General features: G+C 71.1%; 21 protein-coding genes and 1 riboswitch. Of the genes, 10 read left to right on the plus strand and 11 right to left on the minus strand.

The features are described 5' to 3' along the window. Positions 1-148 precede the first annotated feature (148 nt). Positions 149-1,123, minus strand: a complete 975-nt coding sequence (locus K3769_RS14485; RefSeq protein WP_267026839.1) for an LAETG motif-containing sortase-dependent surface protein — start codon at positions 1,121-1,123, stop codon at positions 149-151. 272 nt (positions 1,124-1,395) lie between these two features. On the opposite strand from K3769_RS14485, the gene K3769_RS14490 reads away from it, so the two are divergent. Then, on the plus strand, positions 1,396-2,646 hold the full coding sequence (locus K3769_RS14490; RefSeq protein ID WP_372514938.1) for a hypothetical protein: 1,251 nt from the start codon (positions 1,396-1,398) through the stop codon (positions 2,644-2,646). Beyond that, entirely contained in the window at positions 2,622-3,776 is a 1,155-nt protein-coding gene (locus tag K3769_RS14495) for a hypothetical protein (protein ID WP_267026840.1), read from the plus strand. Before K3769_RS14490 ends, K3769_RS14495 begins: the two co-directional genes overlap by 25 nt. Positions 3,777-4,225: 449 nt before the next feature. On the opposite strand, the gene K3769_RS14500 is transcribed toward K3769_RS14495, so the two are convergent. Continuing rightward, on the minus strand, positions 4,226-4,522 hold the full coding sequence (locus K3769_RS14500) for a chorismate mutase (protein WP_267026841.1): 297 nt from the start codon (positions 4,520-4,522) through the stop codon (positions 4,226-4,228). Positions 4,523-5,048: 526 nt separating this feature from the next. Here K3769_RS14500 and guaA point away from each other — a divergent pair. Beyond that, positions 5,049-6,626 (plus strand): glutamine-hydrolyzing GMP synthase, encoded by a 1,578-nt coding sequence (guaA, locus tag K3769_RS14505; RefSeq protein ID WP_267026842.1) that lies wholly within the window; start codon positions 5,049-5,051, stop codon positions 6,624-6,626. Between the two features lie 27 nt (positions 6,627-6,653). Here guaA and K3769_RS14510 read toward each other — a convergent pair whose 3' ends face one another. Both K3769_RS14510 and K3769_RS14515 read right to left on the minus strand, forming a co-directional pair. After that, positions 6,654-7,136, minus strand: coding sequence for a pyridoxamine 5'-phosphate oxidase family protein (locus tag K3769_RS14510; RefSeq protein ID WP_267026843.1), 483 nt, complete (start codon positions 7,134-7,136; stop codon positions 6,654-6,656). 29 nt (positions 7,137-7,165) lie between these two features. Then, a complete protein-coding gene (locus K3769_RS14515) occupies positions 7,166-7,912 on the minus strand; it encodes a hypothetical protein (protein ID WP_267026844.1) in 747 nt (248 codons plus the stop codon). Between the two features lie 250 nt (positions 7,913-8,162). Here K3769_RS14515 and K3769_RS14520 point away from each other — a divergent pair, with 250 nt between their 5' ends. Continuing rightward, the gene (locus K3769_RS14520; RefSeq protein WP_267026845.1) at positions 8,163-8,957 is read left to right on the plus strand and encodes a class II aldolase/adducin family protein; all 795 of its coding nucleotides are present in this window, start codon (positions 8,163-8,165) and stop codon (positions 8,955-8,957) included. Between the two features lie 156 nt (positions 8,958-9,113). Here K3769_RS14520 and K3769_RS14525 read toward each other — a convergent pair whose 3' ends face one another. After that, positions 9,114-10,094 carry a DUF4429 domain-containing protein gene (locus tag K3769_RS14525; RefSeq protein WP_267026846.1) on the minus strand — a complete coding sequence of 327 codons (981 nt, stop codon included), beginning with the start codon at positions 10,092-10,094 and terminating at the stop codon, positions 9,114-9,116. A 240-nt stretch (positions 10,095-10,334) separates the two neighbouring features. Between K3769_RS14525 and K3769_RS14530 the strand changes: the two genes are divergently transcribed. Both K3769_RS14530 and K3769_RS14535 read left to right on the plus strand, forming a co-directional pair. Further along, entirely contained in the window at positions 10,335-11,636 is a 1,302-nt protein-coding gene (locus K3769_RS14530) for a hypothetical protein (protein WP_267026847.1), read from the plus strand. 256 nt (positions 11,637-11,892) lie between these two features. Beyond that, entirely contained in the window at positions 11,893-12,414 is a 522-nt protein-coding gene (locus K3769_RS14535; protein WP_267026848.1) for a DoxX family protein, read from the plus strand. Between the two features lie 134 nt (positions 12,415-12,548). On the opposite strand, the gene K3769_RS14540 is transcribed toward K3769_RS14535, so the two are convergent. Together K3769_RS14540 and K3769_RS14545 are read right to left on the minus strand one after the other, a co-directional pair. Then, positions 12,549-12,785, minus strand: coding sequence for a hypothetical protein (locus K3769_RS14540; protein ID WP_267026849.1), 237 nt, complete (start codon positions 12,783-12,785; stop codon positions 12,549-12,551). After that, complete coding sequence (locus tag K3769_RS14545; RefSeq protein ID WP_267026850.1) at positions 12,772-14,307, minus strand: PspC domain-containing protein; 1,536 nt, start codon at positions 14,305-14,307, stop codon at positions 12,772-12,774. Before K3769_RS14545 ends, K3769_RS14540 begins: the two co-directional genes overlap by 14 nt. A 358-nt stretch (positions 14,308-14,665) precedes the next feature. Here K3769_RS14545 and K3769_RS14550 point away from each other — a divergent pair, with 358 nt between their 5' ends. Together K3769_RS14550 and K3769_RS14555 are read left to right on the plus strand one after the other, a co-directional pair. After that, a complete protein-coding gene (locus tag K3769_RS14550) occupies positions 14,666-15,949 on the plus strand; it encodes an ATP-binding protein (RefSeq protein WP_267026851.1) in 1,284 nt (427 codons plus the stop codon). Next, the gene (locus K3769_RS14555) at positions 15,946-16,725 is read left to right on the plus strand and encodes a LuxR C-terminal-related transcriptional regulator (RefSeq protein ID WP_267026852.1); all 780 of its coding nucleotides are present in this window, start codon (positions 15,946-15,948) and stop codon (positions 16,723-16,725) included. The genes K3769_RS14550 and K3769_RS14555 overlap by 4 nt, the downstream gene beginning before the upstream one ends. 120 nt (positions 16,726-16,845) lie before the next feature. Here K3769_RS14555 and K3769_RS14560 read toward each other — a convergent pair whose 3' ends face one another. Beyond that, positions 16,846-17,910, minus strand: coding sequence for a C40 family peptidase (locus K3769_RS14560; protein ID WP_267026853.1), 1,065 nt, complete (start codon positions 17,908-17,910; stop codon positions 16,846-16,848). Between the two features lie 442 nt (positions 17,911-18,352). Between K3769_RS14560 and K3769_RS14565 the strand changes: the two genes are divergently transcribed. After that, positions 18,353-18,706, plus strand: coding sequence for a hypothetical protein (locus K3769_RS14565; RefSeq protein WP_267026854.1), 354 nt, complete (start codon positions 18,353-18,355; stop codon positions 18,704-18,706). Positions 18,707-18,872: 166 nt separating this feature from the next. Here the strand turns inward: K3769_RS14565 and K3769_RS14570 are convergent, their stop codons facing one another. Further along, positions 18,873-20,039: a C40 family peptidase gene (locus K3769_RS14570; protein WP_267026855.1), complete on the minus strand. Its 1,167-nt coding sequence runs from the start codon at positions 20,037-20,039 to the stop codon at positions 18,873-18,875. Positions 20,040-20,046: 7 nt separating this feature from the next. Continuing rightward, positions 20,047-20,220, minus strand: a riboswitch (cyclic di-AMP (ydaO/yuaA leader). A gap of 445 nt (positions 20,221-20,665) precedes the next feature. On the opposite strand from K3769_RS14570, the gene pcrA reads away from it, so the two are divergent. Continuing rightward, positions 20,666-23,224, plus strand: a complete 2,559-nt coding sequence (gene pcrA, locus K3769_RS14575) for a DNA helicase PcrA (RefSeq protein ID WP_267026856.1) — start codon at positions 20,666-20,668, stop codon at positions 23,222-23,224. A gap of 122 nt (positions 23,225-23,346) precedes the next feature. On the opposite strand, the gene K3769_RS14580 is transcribed toward pcrA, so the two are convergent. Together K3769_RS14580 and K3769_RS14585 are read right to left on the minus strand one after the other, a co-directional pair. Continuing rightward, positions 23,347-25,029 (minus strand): M23 family metallopeptidase, encoded by a 1,683-nt coding sequence (locus tag K3769_RS14580; RefSeq protein WP_267026857.1) that lies wholly within the window; start codon positions 25,027-25,029, stop codon positions 23,347-23,349. A gap of 341 nt (positions 25,030-25,370) precedes the next feature. Beyond that, a complete protein-coding gene (locus K3769_RS14585; RefSeq protein WP_267026858.1) occupies positions 25,371-26,276 on the minus strand; it encodes an esterase/lipase family protein in 906 nt (301 codons plus the stop codon). Positions 26,277-26,494 lie beyond the last annotated feature (218 nt).

The raw sequence follows: 26,494 nt of genomic DNA on the forward strand, positions 1-26,494 counted from the left end.
GGGCAGCCCCGGAAAAGACAGAAGACGTAAGGACCTGCGCCCCCCTCCGAGCGCAGGTCCTTACGTCTTCAAGCCCTCAAGGAGCGCGGGGAACTGCGCGCCCGGCCCCCACCGGGCCCGCAGCCGCCTCCCCGCACACCACCGGCAGCTACGCGTCGGAGCCGGCCTTACGACGACGAGCGACGACCACCGCTCCCACACCGGCGACCAGCGCGACCCCGCCCACGAGCCCGATGGTCGGCAGCGCGGAGCTGGACCCGGTCTCGGCGAGGTTGCCGGTCACCTGCGGCGTGACGGCCTTGTCCGGCTTCTGGTCGCTGACCGGCGCCTTGCCGCCTTCCTGCGGCTTCGTGCCGCCGGTGTCCGTACCCGCGGCGACGATCGTGAACTTGTAAGCGACCTCGCCGAAGCCGGTGCACTCCGCGTCGTCGTCACCGTAGATCGTCGCGCCGAGCGAGAAGCCCGCGCCGACCGGAGCGGTGGACTTCACGTTGATACGCAGCGGGACGTGGACCTCGTAGTCGGGCTTGAGCTCGTCGGTGTAGCCGACGAAGCCGACCGCGTAACCCTCTTCGTCGAGGTCCTCCCAGACCTTGTCGTCCGGGTTCCAGGCCTGGAGCTGCACCTGCTTGCTCTTGAAGAGGTCCGTGCCGTCCACGTCGGAGGAGGCGCCGGCGAGGAAGTCGAGGTCCTGGAGCGTCGAGTCCGAGGAGTTCAGGACGTTCAGCGAGAACTTGTGCCAGCCGCTGCCCACGGCGATCTTGCCGGGCAGGCCGGAGATGCTGACGTCGACCTTGGTGTCCTCGCACACGGACGGCTCGGGGTCCGGGGTCTCCGACGTCTCGGGCGGGGTGGTGCCCGGCGCCGGGCTGGTCGCCGGCGGAGTCGAGGCAGGCGTGCTCGCGGGGGTCGTGGCGGCCGGCGGGGTCGTCGGGGGCGTCGCCGCAGGTGTCGTCGCCCCGGAGGTCTCGGTCTCCGTCGCGCCCGGCGTCACGGTCGAGGTCGCGGTCTCGGTGCCGGTGGGCGTGGGGTCGGTCGCGAAGGCGGCCGGGGCCGACAGCAGTGCGAGCGGGGCTATGACAGCCGTCGTGGCCGCAGCGGCCATGACACGGCGAAGCTTCATGAAGACCTCGGAAAGTCCGGTGCGCCGCGACATCACGGCGCGAGATTCGGGAGGCCTCCGCGTGACGGTCGCGGGTATGGCCGTTGGTTGCGTGAGTGAGACCTGTGACTCCTGTGAAGGGTTGTCCTGGAACTCACAGAATTTTTATGTGGGCTGGGTCACACCAGGGCTCGACTTGTGAACTCCCGTGCCCACGCCTTAGAACTGACCCTCGGTCGACCGTTCGAGCACGTCGGCCACTATGTCGGCCATGGGGGAGAGGCGCGAGCGCCGTGAGTGAGAAGCCGTCCGGACAGGCGGGGGAGCCCGGCGGGGCAGGGGGGCCCGACGGGTCGGGGGAGTCCATACCGGACGACGTGTGGGAGCGCTTCGTCCAGGACAGCGAGCGGGACATCCGGACCTCGCAGGCGCCCAAGGAGCCGTCCGCGCGCGCCCGCATGGTCACCGAGCGGCTGCGGCAGCAGGACGCCCGTGGCGAACTGCCCCCGGCCTGGCGCGCGGACCCCGTCGGACAGCGGGCGAACGGGCGCGCGGCCCGGCGCCGCAAGGTGTGGACGGTCATCGGCATCCCGCTCGCCCTCGCGGTGGCCGTGGTCGCCATGAAGCCGTCCCTGCTGCCGGGCGACCCCTTCGGCACGGACTCGGCCGCGGCCCTGGGCTCCGGCTCGGCCGCGTCCCCGCTGCCCGCGGAGACCGCGCCCGAGACCGCGGCCCCGGGTTCCGCGCCCGGCACGCCCACCCTGGAGGAACCTTTCGCCGGTTCCCCGGCCGCGCGGTACGCCGACGGCGCCGCCGGGATCGTACTGCCGGAGGCGAAAGCGGTCGGCGCGTTCTCGAAGGACCAGGTCGCCGAGGCCCTGGAGCAGAGCAGGACCCTGCTCGTCGGGGCGAACATCGACCGCGGGACGCTCCTCGGAAACACCCCCGAGACCGTCCTCGGCAAGGTGCTCGACCCCAAACAGCCCGAACTGGTCGACGACCTGAGGTCCTGGCTGCGCAAGCCCGGCAAGGACCACGATCCGCTGCGCTTCTTCAGCCGCTTCGACCAGGGCGAGGTACGGCTCGTCGGTGACGTGGTCAAGACCCGTGGCCGTACGACGTTCGAGGCGGGCGCGAAGGGGGCGTTGGACATCCACACCGACTACACCTTCGTCTACGCGCTGGCCCCCGCCGACCCGCACTCCACCGAGGTGGCGCGGACCATCGTCCGCCGGGTCATCGACCTGCGGCTCCTCAACCCCGCCAAGTACGACGCCACACCGGGCAGGCTGGCGGTCGTCAGGTACGACGACGACATCGCCAACTCCGCCTGCGACGTCCACGACGGCTTCCTGCACCCGCGGCTGGCCTCCGGCGACGGAGAGACGGGCGCGCCCCCGACCGGGCCCGCGGTCGACCCGTACGACCGCAGCCGGGACATCGGAAACGAGGGCGACGACTCCGGCGATTCCGCTGGCTCCGGGGGCTCGGGTGGCTCGGGTGGCTCGGGTGAGGAGCCGTGCGGGAGGGTGTCGAGGACGTGAGGGCGGGCATGGGCGCGAGGGTGACGACGAGGATCGCACGCCCTCTGGTGGCGGCGTCGGCCGTCGCCGTCCTCGGCTGCGTCGCGGCGTGCGGCGGGGGTGGGGATGGCGGCAGCGGCGCCGCCGCTCCGGACGGGAGGGCGGCGGGGTCGGCGTCGAGGGCGGGCGGGCGGTCGGCCGACGGGGAGAGGACAAGGACACCCGCCGAGGGGAGCGAGGGCAGCGAGGACGCCAAGGACTCGCGGGGTCCCGCGGGCGGCGGCGCGCGGAAGGACGACGGGTCCCACACCGACGGGCCTCGCACCGACGGGCCTCTCACCAAGGCGCAGTTGAGGAAGGCCGCGCTCGCGGGCGGGGACGTCAAGGGTTTCGAGATCGAGGAGTCGGAAGGGGCGGACCTCCTGGGCCAGAGCGTCCCCGCGACCCCGTCGAAGTGCCGGCCGATCGCCGACATGTTCCTGTTCTCCACCGACCCGGCGGCGCGGGCGGGAGTCAGCCGCGGTGTCGTGCCGAAGGACGAGACGAACGCCTCGGTGATCACGTTCGCCCTTCTCGCCTACGGGTCCGGCGAGGCCGACGAGGTGATGGACGGTCTGCGTACGGCGGCCGAGGAGTGCACCGCGTACCGGCACGCCGGCTACGACTACAAGAACGTCGAGGCGGCGGCCGACCCCCGCCTGGGCGACGAGTCCGTCGCGTTCAGACTCCTCGCCTCGATCGAGGGGGCGCGGGTGCCCGCCGCGTACACGGTCGTCCGCGACGGTACGACGCTGGTGGCCTTCAGCTCGATGAACATGCTGGACGCGGACAAGATCAAGGTCCCGGCGAAGCTGGTCCGAGGCGCAACTGGCCAAACTGGCGAGGACGACCGCGTAGCCCGCCCAGCCGGCCCGCCCCGCCCGCCGCCCGGCCCACCCGCCAGCCCGCCCGGCCTGCTCGCCGGAGCGCCAGGAGCACCGGGGCAGGCGAAGGGCCCAGGATCCGCAGGGCCCTTCGTGGTCAGCACCGACGTCAGGGCAGCGCCGGTGCCTTCGAGGGCGGCGCCGGGGGTAGCGCCGCTTATTGGCTTGTCCGCCGGTCTGCACCCGGCGCACACGGGGCGTGCGCATGGTCTCGACCAATGGCGGTAACGCGGTGCAATACGGATGTTGTTCGAGGACTCGGGGTGTTCCAGGCATCGTGCTCGATGGGCCGCGGCCTACGCAACCGTTCCGACCGCCCTTGCACAGATTCCGCCGGTCGGCTCCGAGCGTCCCCGGAGCCGACCTCTCTTGGGTGACCGGGCTGCTGTCCCCTGCCGTCCGGTCACTTCTCTGGAACGGGGTCCCACGGCGCACGTCCGTACGCCTCCCGTTCCAGCGGAGCCACGCGTGGTTCTTCGGGCCCGCCCCTGGCTGGCACGGACATCGGGAGAACGAAGCCCGCAGGGGGACGGTCACGCGCCGTACGGGTGAGAGGGCATGCGTACGTGCGTGCACCGGACGTCCGTCGTAGGCGCACCTCGTACGGGATGCCGTACGCGCCCTCAGTGCGCGCTCCCGGAGGCCGCTCCTCCGGTTCTTCCCGCTCCCCCCGCTTCTCAGATGCGGCCCCGGCACAGCTCCAGCAGCGTCATCGCGAGCGCGGTGCCCGGCTTGCCCAGCGCCTCCCTGTAGTGGCCGAGCACCTCCATCTCGCGCGACAGGTTCACCCGGCGGCCACCGGAGGTGATCCGGGCCTCCTGGATGACCGCCGAGACGGCCATGCGTTCCTGGACCAGGCCGATGATGCGGTCGTCGAGGGTGTCGATGCGTTCGCGGGCGCCGGTGATGACGTCGGCGGCCTCGTCGGTACGGGCGCCGGTCCTGTCCGGGGAGGCCGTGGTGGCTGTGCTCATGTCGGGGCTCCTCTTGGGGTGGGGTGCCCCGGAGCGGAAAGGTCCGGAAAACGCAGGCGCCCCGGGCCTTGTCGGCCCGGGGCGCCTGGGAAGTCGCTTGTCAGTTGCTCAAGCAGCACGACCATGGCAGCCGGAGGGCCGGTTGCCATAGGTAAAGACGAAGGTCTGGTGCGAGAGCATGAGAGCAGTATGCCCGCGCGCGGGGCGGGCACCAAGCCGGCCCGCATGTTGAGACACCGGGTTTTCGTCGCCCCCGCCGCCCCTGCCCGTTCCCGTCCACGCATGGGGGCTGCGCCCCCTCGCCCCTCGCCCCCTTTGTCCTCAAACGCCGGACGGGCTGGGTTGCCGCCGTCCGGCGACATCTCAACCCGTCCGGCGTTTGAGGACGGGGTTCCGGGGCAGCGCCCCCGAGGCAGGTACGGGACGGGAAGGGGCGGCGGGGGCGAAAAACCCGGCGGGGCCACCCGCCCTCGGACCCCCGTTAGAATCAAGAACACAGCCCCGCAAAACCGCCGGAAGGCAAACCGTGCCAGAAGCGTCCCCCGCCGCCACCCCCGACACCGTCCTGGTCGTCGACTTCGGCGCGCAGTACGCCCAGCTCATCGCCCGCCGAGTCCGTGAGGCCCGGGTCTACAGCGAGATCGTCCCGAGCACCATGCCGGTCGACGAGATGCTCGCCAAGAACCCCGCGGCGATCATCCTCTCCGGCGGCCCCTCGTCGGTGTACGCGGAAGGCGCCCCCCGCCTGGACCGCGCGCTCTTCGAGGCCGGCGTCCCGGTCTTCGGCATGTGCTACGGCTTCCAGCTGATGGCCACCACCCTCGGCGGCACCGTCGACAACACGGGCGCCCGCGAGTACGGCCGTACGCAACTGCACGTCAGCAAGTCCGGCTCGACGCTCTTCGAGGGCACCCCGGACGAGCAGTCGGTGTGGATGTCGCACGGCGACGCCTGCTCCGCCGCCCCCGAGGGCTTCACCGTCACCGGCTCCACGGACGTCGTCCCGGTCGCGGCCTTCGAGAACGACGAGAAGAAGCTGTACGGGGTCCAGTACCACCCCGAGGTCATGCACTCCACGCACGGCCAGCAGGTGCTCGAACACTTCCTGTACCGCGGCGCGGGTCTGAGCCCGGACTGGACCACTGGCAATGTGATCGAGGAGCAGGTCGCGCACATCCGCGAGCAGGTCGGCGACAAGCGCGCCATCTGCGGCCTCTCCGGCGGCGTGGACTCCGCGGTCGCCGCGGCCCTCGTACAGAAGGCCATCGGCACCCAGCTGACCTGCGTGTACGTGGACCACGGCCTGATGCGCAAGGGCGAGACCGAGCAGGTCGAGAAGGACTTCGTGGCGGCGACCGGCGTCCAGCTGAAGGTCGTGGACGCTGAGGACCGCTTCCTCACCGCTCTCAAGGGCGTCTCGGACCCCGAGGAGAAGCGGAAGATCATCGGCCGCGAGTTCATCCGGGTCTTCGAGCAGGCCCAGGCGGAGATCATCGCGGACGAGGGCCCGGAGGTCGCCTTCCTGGTCCAGGGCACCCTCTACCCCGACGTGGTCGAGTCCGGTGGCGGCACGGGCACCGCGAACATCAAGTCCCACCACAACGTGGGCGGGCTCCCCGAAGACCTTGAGTTCCAGCTGATCGAGCCGCTGCGCCAGCTCTTCAAGGACGAGGTCCGGATGGTCGGCCAGGAGCTCGGCCTGCCGGACGAGATCGTCCAGCGCCAGCCGTTCCCCGGCCCCGGCCTGGGCATCCGCATCGTCGGCGAGGTCAACAAGGAGCGGCTCGACCTGCTCCGCGAAGCCGACGCCATCGCCCGCGAGGAGCTGACGGCCGCCGGTCTCGACCGCGACATCTGGCAGTGCCCGGTCGTGCTGCTCGCCGACGTCCGCTCCGTCGGGGTGCAGGGCGACGGCCGCACGTACGGCCACCCGATCGTGCTGCGGCCCGTGTCCTCCGAGGACGCGATGACCGCCGACTGGTCGCGTCTGCCGTACGACGTCCTCGCGAAGATCTCCACCCGCATCACGAACGAGGTCGCGGACGTCAACCGCGTCGTCCTCGACGTGACGTCGAAGCCGCCGGGCACCATCGAGTGGGAGTAGCGGTCCCGGGCCCCGCTCTCGCGGGGCTCAGGTCCGCCTGAGAGTGCGCACCGGCACTCCCGGCTGCCAGATCTGGACGACCAGATACGTGTCGTCCTCGACGTAGGTCCGTACGACCTCCGTCAGTTCGGTGCGGAAGAGGTGGAACGGCTCCGGCGGTTTCACCTCTTCGCTGTATCCGGCCTTCTCCGCCGGGTCCTGGACCTCGACCGCCCGGCCCGCGATCCGTACGTCGCCGCCGGCCGGCTCCGTGCCCGGCCCCGGGTTCGCCTGCAGGGCGAAACGCGGGTCCCGGCGCAGGTCCAGCGCCTTGAGGGAGTCCGGCATCATGCCGAGCCACAGCTCCCCGTTCAGGAAGCGGACCTCCAGACCGGACGTGCGGGGCGACCCGTCCCTGCGGAGGGTCGCCACCACGTGGTGCGTGAAGCCCGCGAACCGTTCCTCGACGGTCCTGGCGAAATCCTGTTCCGCGGCGACGAAGGCCGCCCAGTTCGATGTCGTCCGAGTCATACGACGAGTGTGGCGGCGATACCCGACATCTAGTGGCGTCTTTTCGGCAGCGAGGTGCGGAGATTCGTCCTGCGGGAGTTGCGGTCCGCCGAGCGCAGACGGCGGGCGAGCCGGTCCTTGCGCACCATCTCCAGACGCAGGAGGAGCGCGAACACCGCGGCCATCATGGCGCCCGCCGCGAGCGACGCCGTCCACCCCGCGGGGATCAGCAACAACGCCATGAAGAGCGCGCTGGCGCCCATGAACACGGCCTTGCGGCGCCAGTCGAGGTCGTCGTCCAGGGCGTCGAACTCGATGCGGGTCTTCAGCAGACTCACCGTCGGCGCCACGTCCGGCAGGGGTCTCAGCGTGCCCGGACGCATACCGGGGGCGCGGCCCGCCGCCAGCCGGCCGAGAGCCGCCGTACTGCGCTCGCGGGCCTCGGGTCGGCGGTCGCGCACCAGCCGGACCTGAAGCGTCTGGCCGACCCGGCTCGACCGCTCGTACCGGAAGCCGTACTGCACGGCGACGTAGGCCAGTGCGGCGAGACGCCGTGGGGAGCCGGCCCGGTCGTCCAGCACGACCACGTCACGGGTGGCCACCTGCCTGAGCATGTCCGTGATCAGCCGCTCGACTCTCTTGGCCGGTATGGCCCGTAGGGTCTGCAGGGCCCCTATGGTCCTTGAGGCTCTGCTGGTCCTGCTGGTCCTGCTGGTCCTGCCCGGCCAACTGGTCCTGCTGGTCCTGCTGGTTCTTCCGGGTCTCTTGCCGCTCTTGCTGCTCCTCGTGTTCCTCATGGGCAGGACGGTGATGCGGTCGCGGGGCGCGGTCCGCACAGCGTGTGGGGAAGGCTGTGCACGGGGGGTCCCTCCAGGGGGCGTCGGTGCGGGTGCCCGACGGGCTTGACGGCTCCGGTCAGGCAGACCAGCGATCTCGTACAACGGTTGTGCACTCTCTTCGTCGACATCTCTGTTCTCCTGCGCTGACCGCCGGTAACTTCCCGCCCGTAAACACGTACGGAGTCCGCCCCTCAGGGCTGGAGGACATATGCACGGGCCCACACCGCCCCTGCCCCTTCCCACCGACAGACTGCGGTTCGCGATGCCGCCCATGCACGAGTCGCTCGACGACGAGCGCCGGCACCGCAAGGAACGCCTCGCGGGCGCGCTGCGGCTCTTCGGTCGGCTCGGTTTCGAGGACGGGGTCTCCGGCCACATCACCGCGCGCGACCCGGAGTACAGCGACTGCTTCTGGGTGAACCCGTTCGGAATGCCCTTCAAGCATGTCACCGTCGGGGACCTGGTGATGGCCAACGAGGACGGTCAGGTGCTGGAAGGCCGCTATCACGTGAACCAGGCGGCGTTCACCGTGCACGCCCAGGTGCACGCGGCCCGGCCCGACGTCGTCGCGGTCGCCCACTGCCACTCGGTGCACGGACGCGCGCTGTCCGCGCTCGGTGAGCTCCTCGACCCGATCACCCAGGAGAGCTGCGCCTTCTACGAGGACCACGCGCTGTACGACGCCTACTCGGGGGTCGCCGTGGACGCCGAGGAGGGGCGGCGGATCGCCTCCGCGCTCGGTTCGTTCAAGGCGCTCGTGCTGCGCAACCACGGGCTGCTGACCGTGGGCGACTCCGTGGACGCGGCGGCCTGGTGGTTCCTGTCGATGGAACGCTCCTGCCAGGTGCAGCTGACCGCGCGCGCCGCGGGGCGGCCGGTGCTCATCGGCCACAAGCAGGCGGTCGCGACGCGGGAACAGGCCGGCGGGGACCTGGTCGCGTGGATCAACTACCAGCCGCTGTGGCAGGACATCAGCCGCAGCGAGCCGGATCTGCTGTCCTGACATGTCTCAGGAGAGACCACACATGTCTCAGGAGAGGCCACGCGAGAAAACGGGCCGCGCGAGAATACGGACCGCGCCATGAGATGGACCGCGCCATGAGATGGGCCGCGTCGGCAAGGATGCGCCGCCGTACCAGCCCACGTACTGGCCGCCGTACTAGAAGTCGCGCAGCACGGCCGCTTTCGTCGTCGCGAACTCCTCGTCGGTGAGCACGCCGTCGCGATGCAGCTCGCCCAACTCCCGCAGCCTGCGCAGGAGTACGTCGTGAAGGCCCTCCGGAGGCGTCTGGGACGCCCGGGGTGTCTGGTGCCCCTGGGATATCTGGGGTACCTGGGGTACCTGAGGTCGTACGGAGCCTTCGGGTGCGGCGGCCGGCAGGCGGGGATCTCCGCGTACGAGCTCGCCCCGCGCGAGCCCGCCGGTCGTCCGGGCGGACGGGTGCGGGAGGCGGGCCATGACCGCGGTGGCGACGAGAGCCGTGAGCAGATCGCGGCGCGCGCTGCCCCACAGGTCGAGCGCGAACGGATCCTTCTCCGGCGGCAGCTTGGAGAACACCGAGTCGTTCGTCACGAACCGCAGGAAGCCCTCCTCGTAACCGGAGTTGGGCAGCCACTCCACCTGCACCAGATCCGGCAGGCCGATGATGCGCGGGCCCGTCGCGCGCTTCACCCGGTCCGAGGTGTCGCTCCAGTCGATACGGACCCTCGCTCCGTCGAAGGAGACCGTGCCGTCGCTGGAGCGGACCGAGACGGGCACCGGCGGACCGGGCAGGAGATACGCCCCGGCCGGTTCCTTGGGAATCTGTTCGATGAGCAGGGCGTGCCGGATCTCCTCGGCGACGTACTCGGCGACCCCCGACCGGTCGATGTCCACGGACAGCCGGTACGGATCCGCCGCGTCGGGCAGCCGGCCCCCGGTCGCCTGGAGGAGCGGGTCGGCGCCCTCGCGGAGTCTCAGCCGCAGTCGGCCACGCTTGCGTTCGGGCTCGTAGACGACGCCCGCGACCGCTTCGAGGGGCACGGCGATCTCTCCGTACGTCTGCCGGAACAGCGGCACGGAACGGTGCAGCCCCGGGGTGATCCGGACCGTGCTGCCGTCGAAGGCCCAGGTCCCGTCGCGCTGGATGATCTCGGCCATACGGAAATTCTCGCAGCCGGGTCAACACGGGGGTGGCCTGTTCACCCGCGCTGACCAGACCTGGCGGACGCGGGGGGTGTGCGGTACGGCACAATGCGCTGTCGTCACAAGGCAGTTGTGCGGCTGCGCAGGTGTGCGGTGGGCGGATGTGCGGTGGACGGGTGTGCGCGGTGGGCGGGCGCACGGCCGATGAGTAGCCGATGAGTATTCGACAGAGCGGTGCGGAAGGCGGCAACGGGCGTGGCGGTGCAGGAGACGGGACAGGGCACGGGGCGTGACCCCGTCCGGGGTCCCGGTCGGGGCGGGCACGAGGGCGGCTGTGCCTGCGGGGACTGCCCGCACGGGGCGCGTGAGGGGCATCGGCGGGCCGTCGCCGCGTTCCTCTCCAAGCGGGACGAACTGGCGTCGGGGCACGGGCTGCCGGCCGCGGTCGCACACTCGGCCGGGGCCTCCCGGCAGTGGGTGTCGGACGCGCTGACCCAGTCCGCCGACCTCGTCGCCGAGCGCGGCCGGGCCGAGGGGGAGGTCTGGCTCGGTCTCGTCTGGCGGCGAACGGTCGTGTCCGTATGGGGCCTTGTGGCCGTCCTGCTGCTAGTGCAGGCGCTCACCGCGATCGGGGCGGGCTGGACGGCCGCGCGCACGGCGGGGCTGCTCGCGGCGGTCGTCGTGGCCGTGCTGCTGACCGCGGCCTCGTGGTTCCACCGGGCGCGCGGCGGGGTGCTGGCGCCGGTCATCGGTGAGGACAACCGGCTCTCCACCTCCCGCGTGGTGGCCGCAGGATGGGTGCTGTTCGTCGTCTACGCCGTGCTGGTACTGGCCGGCCGGCTGGCCGGAGCGTCCTCCCACACCGAACGCGACTCCCTGATCGAAGGACTCGAACTGGCCCGGGGCGCGGGCATCGTGACCGTCCTCGCCGTCGTGTGCGCGATCGCCGTGCTGGTACGGCGGGTGGTCGGCCTGCGGGTCCTCGGGCAGCGGCTGCAGAAGGTACGGGCCGACCGGCCCCGGGCCGCCGACCTGCTGACCGACGACTCCGGACGCGGCAGCTTCGCGGACACGCAGTACGCGGTGCTGGGCGCCGTCGCGCTCGTCTTCGCCGCCGTACGGCTTGCCCGGCGCCCCGAACAACTCCCGGACCTGCCCTGGGGACTCGCGGTCATGGTGCTGATCTCGGCCGCCACGTACGTCGCCGCGAAGTACGCCGAGGGCGGCCGGCCGGTGATCCTCTCGGTCGTCCGCGCGCGCGAGGCCGGCGACCTGGACGCGCCGATCAGGACCGGCGACGACATCGAGATCCGGGGCGCCGGGTTCGTACCGCCCGGCGCGCAGAGCGCGGACCGGCTGTCGCGGATGGTGGTGCGGATCGGCGCGGTGCACGTACACGTCCCGCTGGTCCCCGTGCCGGGCGGCTTCAGCAACCCCTCCGACGCGGTCCTCACCGTGCCGGTACCCGCGGACGTGGAACCGGGACGGGTGGCGGTACAGGTCGTCACCGCCGCGGGCGTGGAGACGAACCGTGTGGAGATCGACGTGACGGACTGAGGACGCTCGAACCACGGCGGGACTCCCGCCCTTCCGGAGTTCAGAACCAAGGGCCAGGACCAGAACTAAGGGGCAGGACCAGGACCAAGAACAAAGGCCGAGGGGGCCAGGACCAAGGGTCAAAGGGGACGATCGGGTGGACGCGGCAAAAATTTATGCGTCCGCCCCTGAGCGGGGACTGGCCCCCGTACGTATTGTTTGTTGAGGGGTGAACCGTTCGGCGGTTGAGAGGTGGCGGAGGGCTATGGCTCACGGCATGCGCACGGACACGCACTCCGGATACTCGGACGACGGCGGCGGTGGCGACTGGCGGGACACCGCGACGCGGTACGCCCTGCTGCCGCTGCGCGTCTTCCTTGGTGTCACGTTCATCTACGCGGGGATCGACAAGCTCACCGACAGCGCGTTCATGTCCGACTCCGGTGCCGGTTCCATCGGCGACATGATGCGCGCGGTCCGTGACTCGTCGGCGATTCCCGCACTCATCGACCTCGCTCTCAAGAGCCCCGTCGGCTTCGGCTACGCCATCGCCCTCGGCGAGCTCGCGGTGGGCATCGGCACGCTGATCGGTCTGCTGGCCCGCCTCGCCGCGCTCGGCGGGGCGCTGATCTCCCTCAGTCTCTGGCTGACGATGAGCTGGGCCGCGGACCCGTACTACTACGGCAACGACCTTCCCTATCTGATGGCCTGGCTGCCCCTCGTCCTCGCCGGAGCAGGCGTGTTCTCCCTGGACGCGACACTCCGCGCCCGCCGACGGCGCAGGTCGGGCACCTACTAGGCAGGCACCGGCCGTCCTGCCGGGCGCTGGGGCGGGGCCCCGGCCCGGCCGCCCGCTCGCCGCACCGAACGGAGTCCGGCTCGGTGCAGCGGCCGATTTCCGGGGCCGCCCGCGCGCGGGCCCGGGTGGCGCGGTCAGCCAGGGGCGTGTGTGGGGTCGGGCGCAGGCACCCCGCGGCGGTGGCGACGCCGTATCCCGTGGGCCACGCTGCCCGTCACAGCGGCCAGGAACAGGCCTCCCGTGACGAGCGGGATCACCGCGAACCACGGCGTCTCCCAGAGGCCGCCCGCGTCACCGGCGTAGACGACACCTGTGAGCATCAGGAAGAGACCCGCTATGAGCCGGCCGGGCTTGAACTCATGACGCCGCACGGGCCACCTCCGCCTGTCCGAGGCCGACTTCGAGCGTGAGGTCGAGCGTGCCGCCGTCCTTGCTCCCGTCCACGGGCGCGAGCGTCAGCTCCTTGTGCTTGCCGGGAGCCACGTCCACGTCCCGCTGGTCGTCTCCCGGCAACTGGATGTCCCCGACCCCCACGTCGATGTTCAGTCTCACCGTCACGTCCTTCGGTATGACCACCTTGAGCTGTCCCATGCCCACCTCGGCGTTCGTCGTCACGGTCCGCCCCTTGCCCGGGTCGATCCGGCTGAGGTCGAGGGTGCCGACGCCCGTGCCGAGGTCGTACTGCTCCTGTACGACGGCCGCCGTGGCCGGTGTCCAGTCCACTCGCTCCCAGTGGGTGGTGATGTCCGCCGGCAGCGCCGCCGAGCAGGCCAGCAGCCCCGCCGTGACGATCGCGAGGAAGACCGACCCCGCTCCCGTACGCCCGCGGAACGAACTGACCGCGATACCCAGGCCGAACACGGCGAGCGCACTGGCCAGGCCGGCTTGCAGGCTGACACCGAGCGTGTGGTCGTCCCAGGTCAGGCGGGTGACGAGGGCGCCTGCGAGGAGGGCGAGCAGGAACACCCGGCCACCGATCCCGCGGGGGCCGCGCGGCTTGGCGTCCCGCGGCCGTATGCCCCGGTCCGGGCCACCGCCGTGCGCGATGGTGATCGCCGCCGCGATGTCCCGCTCCCACGGGCCCTTGGGGCCCCACAGATAGCCCGTGCCGCCTTCGTACGTCCCGTCCTTGACGATGGGCTCCCGCCACCAGGAGGGGAAGGCTGCGGGGACCGGCGGTGCCTGTGCCTCGGGCGGGGCGTCGGCGACGGCCTGCGCGGCTATGGGGCCGCCCCTGCCCGAGCGCACGCGGGAGCTCGGGGACGGGTCGGGGACGTCGGTACCGCGCTGCCGCGACCAGTAGCCGGCGCCCGCGAGGAGCAGGGAGAGCGTCGCCGCGAAGGTGAGCACGCTCGCGTTGTTCAGCATGGAGAGGAACACACCGCAGCCGACGAGGGCGAACAGCACGCCCGCCAGCGCCTGGCCGTCGACGCGGCCCGTGAGGAGCTTGCGCACCTCGTTCTCCTCCTCGTCGTCGTACGGGACGAAGAGCCAGGCGAAGCCGTAGAAGATGAGGCCGAGGCCGCCGGTCGCGGCGAGCACCGCGAGCACGATCCGGAAGATCACCGGGTCCATGTCGCACTGCCGCCCGAGACCCGCGCACACACCGCCCAGCATCTTGTGCCGCGGATCGCGCCGGAACCTGCGCGGAACCTCGGGCACGACCGCGTCGTCGTGCGCGCGCCCCTCCCCGGGCGCACGCGGTTCCTCACCGGCGGGGGCCGCGGTGGCCGCCGGTGCATCCGCCCGGGTGTCGGCCCAGGTGTCCGCCCGGGCGTCCGCTGCGGGTCCGGGGTCCCGCGGCCCGGCGTCCGGCCCCCGGGCCGCACTCGCGCCGGAGCCGGGGCCCGGCCCGGGCCCCGGATGCGCCGCGGCGTGCTGCTGATCGCTCATACGTCCATGGTGACGGCCGCGACGGCCCGACGGCAGTCGGAACGACCCTGGCCGAACCCTGAATTCGACCCCGGGACAACCCTCAGGGCCGTGCGGCGCCGGTCGCGGGGTCGTGAGTGCAGGCTGGCTGGGGCCGTGCGAGCCATGCGGGCCGTGCGGGCCGGTGTCCGGACGGCGTGGCGGCATTGTTTGAGCGACGCGGCCCCGTCCCCCGCGCACCCCTCGGGCCGCCCGTCCGGACCGGATTCGAAGATCATCGAACTAGATTTGAAGATCACCGGACCGGAATCGAAGATCAGGGGAGTCTCGGGGGTCGACCCTGATGCCCGGTGGCGCCCGGCGTGTGAACATCGATGGCATGCCGGACGCCGCAGCCCTGACCATCGAGGACCCACGGCCTCCGCGCAAGCTCTACCGCAGCAGCGACGGACGCTGGCTCGGTGGCGTGGCGCGGGGGCTCGCCGGGCATCTCGGCCTGCCCGTGATCTGGGTCCGGCTGGTCTTCGCGGGCCTGTTCATGGCGGACGGCCTGGGCGCCCTGCTGTACGCGTCGTTCTGGTTCTTCGTCCCTCTCGGCGTCGGTGGCGTGGACGCCCAGAGGCCACCCGCCCTCGCCACCGAGACCGCCCCCGACGGCCGCCGCAGACTCGTGGCCCGCAAGCCCGACAAGGGCCAGATCGTCGCGCTGCTCGCGATGGTCGTGGTGGCCCTGGTCTTCGTGGGGAACGTGGACCTGAGCGGTGGCGCCAAGGCCTATCTCTGGCCCACCGTCCTCGTCGGCGCGGGCGTGGCCCTGGTCTGGCGCCAGGCGGACAATGCCCGCCGGGCCCGCTGGATGGAGGTCGGCCGCCGCAAGCGCACGATCAGCCTGCTCCGCTCCGCGGCCGGTGTCCTGCTCGTCGCCGCGGGAGTCTCCGGGATATTCGTTCTGCAGGGCTCCGCCGCCCACCTGGGGTCGGTCCTGCAGGCCGCGCTCGCCGTCCTCGTCGGGATAGCGCTGCTGGCCGGTCCGTATCTCGTGCGCATGACCCAGGACCTCTCCGAGGAACGCCTGATGCGCATCCGCGCACAGGAGCGGGCCGAAGTCGCCGCGCACGTCCACGACTCGGTGCTGCACACCCTCACACTGATACAGCGCAACGCGGAGAACGCGAGCGAGGTCCGCCGCCTCGCCCGCGCCCAGGAGCGCGACCTGCGCAACTGGCTCTACAAACCGGCGGGCACCGGAAAGGACGAGGCGGACGAGCCCGACACCCTCGCCGAGGCCGTCAGGCGCAGCGCGGCGGAGGTCGAGGACAAGCACGGCGTCCCCATAGAGGTGGTGGTCGTCGGCGACTGCCCGCTCGACGACAGGACCGCCGCCCAGATGCAGGCCGCGAGGGAAGCCATGGTGAACGCGGCCAAGTACGGTGGCGACGGCGGCGCGGTGCAGGTCTTCGCCGAGGTCGAGGGAAGGACCGTCTTCGTGTCGGTCCGGGACCGCGGTCCCGGATTCGACCTGGACTCGATACCCGCCGACCGCATGGGCGTCAGAGAATCGATCATCGGCCGCATGGAGCGCAACGGCGGTACGGCCAGGCTGCGCGCGGTGCCGGACGGCGGCACGGAGGTCGAGCTGGAGATGGAGAGGGCGGAGACATGAGCGACGCGAACGAACCGACCGGAGCGGTCGGGCCGACCGACGGCGTGACCGGCGGTGCGGAGGCCGGCGCGACCGGTGCTGGCTCGACCGGGAATCCGGCCGGTTCCGCGCCAGGGCGTCGGGTGCGCGTGGTGCTCGTCGACGACCACCGCATGTTCCGTACGGGGGTCCAGGCGGAGATCGGGCAGACCGAGCGGACCGGCGTCGAGGTGGTCGGCGAGGCCGCGGACGTCGACCAGGCGGTCACGGTCATCACGGCGACCCGCCCCGAGGTCGTCCTCCTCGACGTCCACCTCCCGGGCGGCGGCGGGGTCGAAGTGCTGCGCCGCTGTTCGCCCTTGATGGCCGACCCCGAGCAGCCGGTGCGGTTCCTCGCGTTGTCCGTGTCGGACGCGGCGGAGGACGTCATCGGAGTGATCCGGGGCGGCGCCCGCGGCTACGTCACGAAGACGATCACCGGCACGGACCTGGTCGACTCGGTCTTCCGCGTCCAGGACGGCGACGCGGTCTTCTCGCCCCGCCTGGCCGGCTTCGTCCTGGATGCGTTCGCCTCCACCGACGCCCCGCCGGTCGACGAGGACCTCGACCGCCTGACCCAGCGCGAGCGCGAGGTCCTGCGCCTCATCGCCCGCGGCTACGCGTACAAGGAGATCGCGAAGCAGCTCTTCATCTCCGTCAAGACGGTCGAGTCCCACGTCTCGGCGGTCCTGCGGAAGCTCCAGCTCTCCAACCGCCACGAGCTGACACGGTGGGCGACGGCACGACGCCTGGTCTAGAGGCTGTCCGCCAACCGTCACCCGCCAACCGTCACCCGCCAGTCATTAGTTACCTCCAACCGCCTCCACCCCGCCGACCGCCGAGCAACCCCAGGCGGGTGGACCGGTACCGGAACCCCCTCACGCCACCCGCGTCGCCCCCGCGAACGGCATCTCGTCGATCGGTGCGACGCGTACCGGGGCCGACGGGTTGGGTGCGTGGACCATCTGTCCATTGCCGACGTACATGCCCACATGGCTGATGCCCGAGTAGAAGAACACCAGGTCACCGGGTTGGAGTGCGGAGCGGGAGACGCGTTGGCCCGCGTTGATCTGCGCGTATGTCGTCCGGGGCAGCGAGATGCCCGCGGAGCGGTACGCGGCCTGCATCAGCCCCGAGCAGTCGAAGGCGTCGGGCCCGGTGGCCCCCCACACGTAAGGGCTGCCGAGCTTCCCGTAGACGTACGAGACCGCTGCCGCCGCCCGGGCGTTGGGCGCGGTCGTGGAGGGAGAGCCGTGGCCGAGGTCGCGGGAGGCCTGTCCGGAACGTGAGGCGCGTGCGGTGTCCGGGTCGTCCGCGCCGATGCGGGCCCGGTCCGCGGCCGGCAGCCGTGCCAGCAGGTGGCGTGCTTCGCCGAGCTTCCCGGTGATCGTCTTCTTGTGGCGTTTCAGGTCCGCCTGTCGTGCCTTGAGAGAGGTGAGTTCGATGTGTGCGGCGCCACGCAACTGCTCGATGTCGCGCAGCTGCGTGCGGACGCGGGAGACCGCCGAGGCCTGTCGGCTGCCGGCCCGCTCGGCGAACGCGGCCCCGTCCAGATACCGGTCGGGGTCCGAGGAGAGCATCAGCCCCAGCGCGGGATCGATGCCGCCGTCCCGGTACTGGGCGGTCGCCAGTGAGCCGAGTGCGGCCCGCTCGGAGTTGAGCCGCTCCGTCTTCCGTGCCGCCTCGTCCTGCAGGGTGCCGAGCCGGCCGGCCGCCTTCGTGGCCTTCTCCTTCGCCCCGTTGTACTTCTCGGTGGCGACCTCCGCCTCCTGGTACAGCTTGTCGACCTTCGCCTTCACCTGGGCCGGCGTCAGCTGGGGTGCGGCGACCCCCGTCCCTTCGAACCCGGTCGCGCTCGCCGCTCCCGCGAGGGCGATGGTGAAGGCGGTGCGGGCCGTACCGCCGCCGAGTGAGCGCTGTCTGGGCTTGCGGTGCGCTGCCACGTGCGATCCACGTTCCTTCCGTACGGCCGCCGGGGCACGGGTATGTCCGCGGCGGTGGCCCTCAGGGGCTGGTTGCACGTCCGGCGGCAGCCCGCACAGGGGGAGCGGACCGCCGCCGGACCTTTTGGCGGTGGTGCCGACTGCCGCCCTGGCCCGGGCGGATGTGGTGGGGAGCCGGTCACCTGAGGAAGGACGCTAAACCTCGCCGCACGCCGGTGGTAACGGCATGTACGGAAGTGGTGGCAGTCGGCCACGAGCTGACCGGGTGCGACCGTGATCGGGGCCCGGTGCCACCGACTTGGCGCGGTGGGGTGACCGATGGACGCGTTGTGGGGGAGCGGCACGCGCGACGGTGCTATGGGCTCGGCCCTGAGCCCGCCGAGGGCCCGGGGTCCGGGCCGGTGCGAGGCGGCGTACGGGCGTCCGGTTAGGGTCCGGGCTCATGGACGTACTCATTCATGTCTTCGTCGCCCTGCACATCATCGGCATCGCCTCCCTGCTGGGCGGGTTCCTCACCCAGATGAAGGCCATGGGCGACGGCACGGCCCGCTTCACCCCCGCCATGCTGCACGGCGCGCTGACCATGCTGGTCACCGGCGCGGTCCTCGTCGGCCTCAACCAGGCCGACGACCAGACCGTCAACAACGTCAAGATCGGCGTGAAGCTGGCCCTGCTGGTCGTGATCCTCGGCCTCGTCTACGTCAAACGGGACGACGAGAAGGTGGAGAAGGGCTTGTTCGCCCTGGTGGGCGGGCTGACCACGGTGAACATCTTCATCGCGGTGCTCTGGACCTGAGGACGGGGACGGGGTACCGCACATGCGTGCCGTACCCCGTCCGCGTACCCCGTCCCGATCCAGGCGGGCCCCCTGCCCCGGCGGGCCCCCTGCCCCGGCGGGCCCCCTGCCCCGGCGGGCCCCCTGCCCCGGCGGGCCCCCTGCCCCGGCGGGCCCCCAGGCCCGGCTAGCCCGGCCGCACCACGCTGTGGATCGGCATGTAGTAGATCGACTCCTCGCGGACGTACGCGCCCGGCTTCGGGGCGTGGATCATCATGCCGTCGCCGATGTAGATGCCGACGTGACTGATGTCGTCGTAGAAGAAGACCAGGTCACCGGGCTGGGCACTGTCCACGGAGACCGTCGTGCCGGTGTCCACCTGGTCCCACGTGGTGCGTGGCAGGGTCACACCGGCCGCCTTCCAGGCGGCCTGGGTCAGACCGGAGCAGTCGTACGAACCGGGACCGCTGGCGCCCCAGACGTACGGCTTGCCGATCTGGGCGCGGGCGAAGGCGAGCGCCTTGGCCGCCTTGGTGGAGGAGGCGGAGTCCGAGCCCGGCACACTCCCCGTGCCCGTGCCCGTGCCCGTGCCGGCACCGGTACCGGCTCCCGTGCCCTGTGTCGCTGCCTCCTGGCGCCGGCGCTCCGCGTCGGCCGCCTGCTGCCGCGCCAGCTCGTCCGCCTTGCGCCGGGCCTCTTCCTGCTTCTTCCGTTCGATCGCGGCGAGGCGGGCCTTCTCCTCGGCGGTCAGCTTCGAGAGGAGTTCGCGCGCGTCGGCGAGCTTGCGCTGGACGTCGGCCTTGGACGTCTTCAGCGTGCTCTGCGTCGTGGTGAGCGTCTCCAGGCCCTCGGACGCCTCCTGCCGCTTCTTCGACGTGGTGGTCCGCTGGGTGACGTACTCGTCGACGGCCTGCTTCTGCCGGGCGGTCAGCCGGTTCATCAGCTGGGTCTGGTCGAAATAGTCCTGCGGGTTGTCCGCGAGGAGGAGAGAGGCCGAGTCGGGGGCGGAGGCTCCGGTGCGGTACTGCGCCGCGGCGAACGATCCGAGCGCCTCACGCGCGCTGTTGAGCTTCTCCGTACGCTGCGCCACGTCGTCGAGGAGCGTGGCGACGCGCTTGCGCTGCTTGGTGGTCTTCTCCTTGGCGGCGTTGTACTTCTCGGTGGCCGTACCCGCCTGCTGGTAGAGGTCGTCGATCTTCTTCTGGACTTCCTCCGTGCTCGGCCTGGGCTCCGCGGCCGGCGAGGCCTCCGCCGTCTGGGAGAGCAGGGCCACCGAGGTCAGGGCCGCGGTGGCGAGGGCCGGCGTCCGCAGGCCCAGGGAACTGGGGGGCCGCGACTTGCGGTGTGGCGCCACGAGGGCGTCTCCTTCCGTCATCCGCCTACCGAGTTAGCTGTCGGGTTCGGGCGAGTGCTTCGGAAGGTTTGCCCTACGGTCCGTGTCCCGCGAGGGAGTTCGGACCGATTCACCCCAGGATTCGGTTGGGTCCCCGGTTCCGCAGGCCACGAGGGCATGCCGGATTCGGCGGAGTCCGCTCGGCCCGGCGTTGTTCGCCGGTGCGGGTCGAGCGGCCTACGCGAAAGTTAGCCAATACGTGTGGCACCTGTGAAGTTTGATGTGCGATATGCCCGATACATTTTCGTGACCTGGCCCACGGGTGTCGTCCGCCGACGTCAAATGGTCGCGATCTGCTCCGAGTTGTCCCTGGGGCGTGGGGCGGTAAGAGGTAGGGGGGAGGGCGGGTCCTCGCAAGAGTTGTACGTAGGTCACCCGCACGCGGTTCATGTGCGGGGCGAAGGTCACTGCATTGAGGAAGCCGTCGAGGAAGTCATAGAGGAAGTCACTGCACTGGGGAGTGGTCACCGTATGTACTGACGCGCTTCTCGTCGGTGAAGGTCTACCCATGGCCGTGCGGCCGGGATTCCGCCGAGTTTCCGGGGTGGCGGCCGGGTGTCAGTGGGGGCGCCTAGACTCGGAGAGCGATGAGCAGCCTCTTTGATGACAGCTTCCTGGCGGACCTCAGGCCCTCGCAGGCCGATGAGGAAGAGCCCCCGCCGCCGCCCGACGACGAGGAGCCGGACCGTGGTCCGGACGACCTGTTCGGCGGGCACTTCGACGTGCCGCCGAGCAGCGGGGGGTACTACCGCGACGGCGCCCCCCGGCCGCTCGTGGACCCGGCCACGCTCCTGCACGGGCTGAACGAGAACCAGCGCGCGGCGGTGGTCCACCACGGCTCACCCCTGCTCATCGTGGCCGGCGCCGGCTCCGGCAAGACCCGTGTGCTCACCCACCGCATCGCGCACCTGCTGGGTGAGCGCGGGGTGCACCCCGGCCAGATCCTCGCGATCACCTTCACGAACAAGGCCGCGGGCGAGATGAAGGAGCGCGTCGAGCAGCTCGTGGGCCCGCGGGCGAACGCGATGTGGGTGATGACCTTCCACAGCGCCTGCGTGCGGATCCTGCGAAGGGAGAGCAAGAAGCTCGGTTTCACGTCGTCCTTCTCGATCTACGACGCCGCCGACAGCAAGCGGCTCATGGCCCTGGTCTGCCGTGACCTGGATCTCGACCCCAAGCGCTTCCCGCCGAAGTCCTTCAGCGCCAAGATCTCGAACCTGAAGAACGAGCTGATCGACGAGGAGGACTTCGCCGCCCAGGCCTCCGACGGTTTCGAGAAGACCGCCGCCCAGGCCTACGCGATGTACCAGTCGCGGCTGCGCGAGGCGAACGCGCTGGACTTCGACGACCTGATCATGACGACGGTCAACCTCCTGCGCGCCTTCCCGGACGTCGCCGAGCACTACCGCCGCCGCTTCCGCCACGTCCTCGTCGACGAGTACCAGGACACGAACCACGCGCAGTACTCCCTCGTCCGGGAGCTCGTCGGCAGCGTCACGGACCCTGTCGCGCACCCCGAGGACGTACCGCCTTCGGAGGGCGACCTCCCGCCGGCCGAGCTGTGCGTCGTCGGTGACGCCGACCAGTCGATCTACGCCTTCCGCGGCGCGACCATCCGCAACATCCTCCAGTTCGAGGAGGACTACCCGAACGCGACGACGATCCTGCTGGAGCAGAACTACCGCTCCACACAGACGATCCTCACCGCCGCCAACGCGGTCATCGAGCGCAACGAATCGCGCCGCCCGAAGAACCTGTGGACGAACGCGGGCGCGGGCGCGCGCATCACGGGCTATGTCGCCGACACCGAGCACGACGAGGCGCAGTTCGTCGCCGAGGAGATAGACCGTCTCACCGACGCGGGCGACGCGAAGGCCGGCGACGTCGCCGTCTTCTACCGTACGAACGCCCAGTCCCGTGTCTTCGAAGAGATCTTCATCCGGGTCGGCCTGCCCTACAAGGTCGTCGGCGGCGTCCGCTTCTACGAGCGCAAGGAGGTCCGGGACGTCCTCGCGTACCTGCGGGTGCTCGCGAACCCCGAGGACTCCGTACCGCTGCGCCGCATCCTGAACGTGCCCAAGCGCGGCATCGGCGACCGCGCCGAGGCGATGATCGACGCGCTCTCCCAGCGCGAGAAGATCAGCTTCCCGCAGGCGCTGCGCCGCGTCGACGAGGCGTACGGCATGGCGGCCCGCTCGACGAACGCGGTCAAGCGGTTCAACACGCTGATGGAGGACCTCCGCACGATCGTCGAGTCCGGCGCGGGCCCGGCGACCGTCGTGGAGGCGATCCTCGAACGCACCGGTTATCTCGCGGAGCTGCAGGCGTCCACCGACCCCCAGGACGAGACCCGCATCGAGAACCTCCAGGAACTCGCCTCCGTGGCGCTGGAGTTCGAGCAGGAGGCTGCCGGCGCCGAGGGCGCGGGCACAGGTGCAAACGAGGGCGGGGGCGAAGGTGAGGGCGGAGCCGAGGGCGGTACGCCGACCGGGCTCGCCGCCTTCCTGGAGCGGGTGGCCCTGGTCGCCGACTCGGACCAGATCCCGGACGAGGACGAGGACGGTTCCGGAGTCATCACCCTCATGACCCTGCACACCGCCAAGGGCCTCGAATTCCCGGTCGTCTTCCTGACCGGCATGGAGGACGGCGTGTTCCCGCACATGCGCGCCCTCGGCCAGACCAAGGAGCTGGAGGAGGAGCGACGGCTCGCGTACGTGGGCATCACTCGCGCGCGCGAGCGGCTCTATCTGACGCGGGCGTCGATGCGCAGCGCCTGGGGCCAGCCCTCGTACAACCCGCCCTCCCGCTTCCTTGAGGAGATCCCGGAGGCGCATCTGGACTGGAAGCGCACGGGTTCCATGGGAGCGGTGGCCTCCGGTCCGGTCGGCGGTGTGGCGGCCTCCCTGTCCTCCTCCCGCTCACGCTCGGCGGCCTCGGGCGCGTCCGGCTTCGCGACGCGGCGCGGCTCCTCGGAGAAGCCGGTGGTGTCGCTGGCGGTCGGGGACCGGGTCACCCACGACCAGTTCGGCCTCGGCACGGTGGTCGGGGTCAAGGGCATGGGAGCGAACTCGGAAGCCACGGTCGACTTCGGCGGGGAGAAGCCCAAGCGCCTGCTGCTGCGGTACGCGCCGGTGGAGAAGCTGTAGGCGGCGGGACCGGACCCGCGTGCGGGGCCGCGCACCGGGCGGCGGCTTCCGCCGGCCCGGGGCTACCGCCGGTCTGGGGCTACCGCCGGTCTGGGACTACCGCGCGCAGGCGCGCACGGCGTCTAGGTGGGGTCGATGCCGTGGCTGCGCAGCCACGGCAGAGGGTCGATCGCCGAACCGCCGCCGGGGCGCACCTCGAAGTGCAGGTGCGGGCCGGTGGAGTTGCCGGAGTTGCCGGAGTACGCGATCGGGTCGCCGGCCTTCACGACCGTCCCCGAGGCGACCTTGTACGTGGAGAGGTGGCAGTACCAGGTCTCCGTGCCGTCCTTGGCCGTTACGATGATCATGTTTCCGTAGGCGCTGTTCCACTGCGTACGGACGGTTCCGTCGGTCGCGGCCATCACCGTCGTGCCGTACGAGACCGGGAAGTCGATACCGGTGTGCACGGACATCCAGTTGATACCGGCCTGGCCGTAGTAGGCGCTGAGTCCGTGCCGCGAGACCGGCAGTGCGAACTTCGGCCGCAGCCGCTCCTTGCGGGCCGCCTCGGCCGCCGCCTTCTGCTTCTCGGCGGCCTGCTCGGCCTTCAAGTCGATACGTTCCTGCGTGCGGCTCGCCCGGTCCGCGAAGTCGTCCGCGTCCGCGGAGAGGCTTTCGAGCTGGGCGTCCAGCTTGTTGTTCGCGACCGACGGCTTCACGTCGGTCGTATCGGGCGCGGCGGCCGTCGTCTGGACGTCGTCTCCGCCCTCACCCCCGGTCACCGAGGCGGCGGCGATACCGGCGACACCCATCACACACGCCGACGGCACGGCGATCGTCAGCAGCGCGGAGCGCTTGGGCGGCGGACGGCGGCGCGACCGGGAAGCGGAACGGCCCGCCGCGCGGGATCCGGCCCGGGAGCCCGGGGGGGCGGCGGGGGCGATCTCCTCGACGCCGTCGAGCAGTTCGGGCTCGTCGTCGTCGGCGTGGTCGTGACCGCGATCGTATGCGTGGCTACGGGCGTGAGCGCCGGTGTCCTCGTCGGAGAGGGCGTCGGTGTCGCTGTGGCCGGAGTGTTTGAACTCGCTCCGCGCGGTTACCTGTTCCTCGGACGGCACCTGCTCGAATGTGGCGGTGGCCTGCTGGTGGAACGACTCCCGCTGGTCGTAGGACTCGGGCTGGGGCTGCTCGCCGCCGTCAGAGTTCCACGCGGTGGCGTCGTACGTACCCGTCTCGAAGGTGGGGGCCGTCCACTGCTGGGTGGGGTCGGCCTGTTCGGCCTGGTGCCAGGCGTTCGCGTCCCACTGCCCGGTGCCGTCGGGGCCGGTGCCCTGCGTCGGGATCTCACCGAGCTGCTGGTAACCGGAATCCGGCCAGACACCGCTCGTGTCGTAACTGCCGGTCTCGTAGGCGGCGGCATGGTGCTGGGCCGCGTACGGGTCGTAGTTCAGCGTGTGATGACTGCCGGTGGAATCAGCCCAGTTACCGCCGTGAGGCGTCCCGGTCGTGGTGCCGTACGAACCCGTTCCGGCCCCACCGCCTTCGGTTCCGCTTCCGTTGCCGGGCAGATCGCCGAAGAGGGGATCGGTGTCGAACGTGGTCGTCGCGTAGGCGCCCGTCATGTCGTAACCACCTGTCGTTCCGTACGAGCCGGTGGCGGCCGGGTCAAAACCGGTCGTTTCGAAGCCGGTGGCGGGATATCCGTCGTACGGGGTGAAGTCGCCGTACTGGGCCCCTTGGCGGCCGTGGGACGCGTGATGCGCCGAGGCGGCTTCGGGAGCCGGAGCCGGGGGAGTTACGGTCCCCGACGGGTGACGGTCGTTCACCAACTTCTCTTTCGCCTCGACAACAGGGGCTGGCAGAGCAGTGCGGCGACTGTACCCGGCGGTATGAGGGCGCGACAATCTTCGGCAGGTTTCCTCCTCTCAGGAAAGGGGCATTCGGCCGCCTTTCGGCGGAGGATGGGCAGAGCTTTGGCCTTGCGTTCGATGAACGTTCGAAGAAAAAACGTCTCTGAAGGCGAACTCGGCTTCCGCTTGGTGCGCTTGCCCTCGCTTCCCGCCGCGCCCCGTTGCCCCGGTTCGGGGTCGATCGCCCTCACGTGTCCGCTTCCGGTTGGACCTCGCTGATGGCTCCGGGTTTCGTTTCTGTGGACGGACCTCCTCGGTCACGCCACTGTCAGACCGCCGGTGTGAGCGGCGGCGCGGGCGGTCTCCTCCTCGGCGTCCAGGGCGCGGCGTATGCCGGCCGCGACCGCCGGGTGCACCGGCAGTGCGAGATGTCCGATTCCGCTCACGCGTACGTTCTGTGCGAGCAGATCCGGGTGTGCGATGCACGCCGTCTCCAGCGGATCCATCAGCTGGTCGAGGTCGCTCCAGAAACTCACGAACCGCGTACGGCAGTGCGGGGCAGGCTTGCGAAGCTCTTCCAGTACGCCGGAGCCCGGGCGCATCTGCCGGACGATCGGGTGTGCGTTCATCATCGGTACGACGCGGGTGCCCGCGTGCGGCGTGCCCAGGGTGACCAGGGTCCGGACGCGGATGTCACCGCCGAGGCGCTGCACGTAGTAGCGCGCGATCAGTCCGCCGAGACTGTGCCCCACGATGTCCACCTCCTGGCGGCCGGTGCGCTCGCAGATCTCCTCGATGTGCCGCCCGAGCAACTCGGCGGCGGTCCGTATGTCGCAGGTCAGCGGCGAGTAGTTGAGCGACTCGATCTGCTGCCGGCCGTGCTGGGCGAGGGAGCGGCGCAGCAGTACGAAGACCGAGCGGTTGTCTATGAAGCCGTGCAGCAGGACGACCGGGGGCTTGTCCGGAGCGGGCAGCCGGGCCGCTTCGGTGGTGGCGTCCGCGTCGAGGTCCGGGTCGGGCAGGTCGGCCAGGGACCGGGTCGGGATCGGGGACCGGCGGCGCTCCGGGGTGATCCCGGAGGGGTAGAGGACGAGATGGCCGGCCAGGATCGCGATCTCCAGGGCCGTCGCCTTCAGCAGGGTCAGCGAGAGTCCGGCCAGTCTGGTGGGGAACAGGCGCTGGCAGAATGGCAATAGGGGCAGCAGTGCCCTGGTGACCTTCATGGCCGACCTCCCGTCGGCGCACGGCAGGAACCCTCTGTCCCCCGTGTGCCCTCGTGGGAAGCCGATCGTGAGGACGGCGACGGTGCACGTGCGGCGTGCGTGACGCCGGTGGAGCGACGGGGTGTCCGTCGTCGTGCGATCGCCGATGCGCCGCACCACCCCCGTCGCGCGGCTGACGACGCGGAGGCGCGGAAACCTCGTAGCGGCTCCCCTTGCGC

Origin of the sequence: Streptomyces ortus, from assembly GCF_026341275.1 — a bacterium.
Classification (GTDB): domain Bacteria; phylum Actinomycetota; class Actinomycetes; order Streptomycetales; family Streptomycetaceae; genus Streptomyces; species Streptomyces ortus.

Bases quoted from the DNA above. Each gene is read 5' to 3' on its own strand.
- K3769_RS14485 (WP_267026839.1), bottom strand. From the start codon at position 1,123: ATGAAGCTTCGCCGTGTCATGGCCGCTGCGGCCACGACGGCTGTCATA.
- K3769_RS14545 (WP_267026850.1), bottom strand. From the start codon at position 14,307: ATGAGCGATCAGCAGCACGCCGCGGCGCATCCGGGGCCCGGGCCGGGC.
- K3769_RS14515 (WP_267026844.1), bottom strand. From the start codon at position 7,912: ATGAGGAACACGAGGAGCAGCAAGAGCGGCAAGAGACCCGGAAGAACC.
- K3769_RS14510 (WP_267026843.1), bottom strand. From the start codon at position 7,136: ATGACTCGGACGACATCGAACTGGGCGGCCTTCGTCGCCGCGGAACAG.
- K3769_RS14535 (WP_267026848.1), top strand. From the start codon at position 11,893: ATGCGCACGGACACGCACTCCGGATACTCGGACGACGGCGGCGGTGGC.
- K3769_RS14500 (WP_267026841.1), bottom strand. From the start codon at position 4,522: ATGAGCACAGCCACCACGGCCTCCCCGGACAGGACCGGCGCCCGTACC.
- pcrA (WP_267026856.1), top strand. From the start codon at position 20,666: ATGAGCAGCCTCTTTGATGACAGCTTCCTGGCGGACCTCAGGCCCTCG.
- K3769_RS14525 (WP_267026846.1), bottom strand. From the start codon at position 10,094: ATGGCCGAGATCATCCAGCGCGACGGGACCTGGGCCTTCGACGGCAGC.
- K3769_RS14520 (WP_267026845.1), top strand. From the start codon at position 8,163: ATGCACGGGCCCACACCGCCCCTGCCCCTTCCCACCGACAGACTGCGG.
- K3769_RS14550 (WP_267026851.1), top strand. From the start codon at position 14,666: ATGCCGGACGCCGCAGCCCTGACCATCGAGGACCCACGGCCTCCGCGC.
- K3769_RS14565 (WP_267026854.1), top strand. From the start codon at position 18,353: ATGGACGTACTCATTCATGTCTTCGTCGCCCTGCACATCATCGGCATC.
- K3769_RS14555 (WP_267026852.1), top strand. From the start codon at position 15,946: ATGAGCGACGCGAACGAACCGACCGGAGCGGTCGGGCCGACCGACGGC.
- K3769_RS14585 (WP_267026858.1), bottom strand. From the start codon at position 26,276: ATGAAGGTCACCAGGGCACTGCTGCCCCTATTGCCATTCTGCCAGCGC.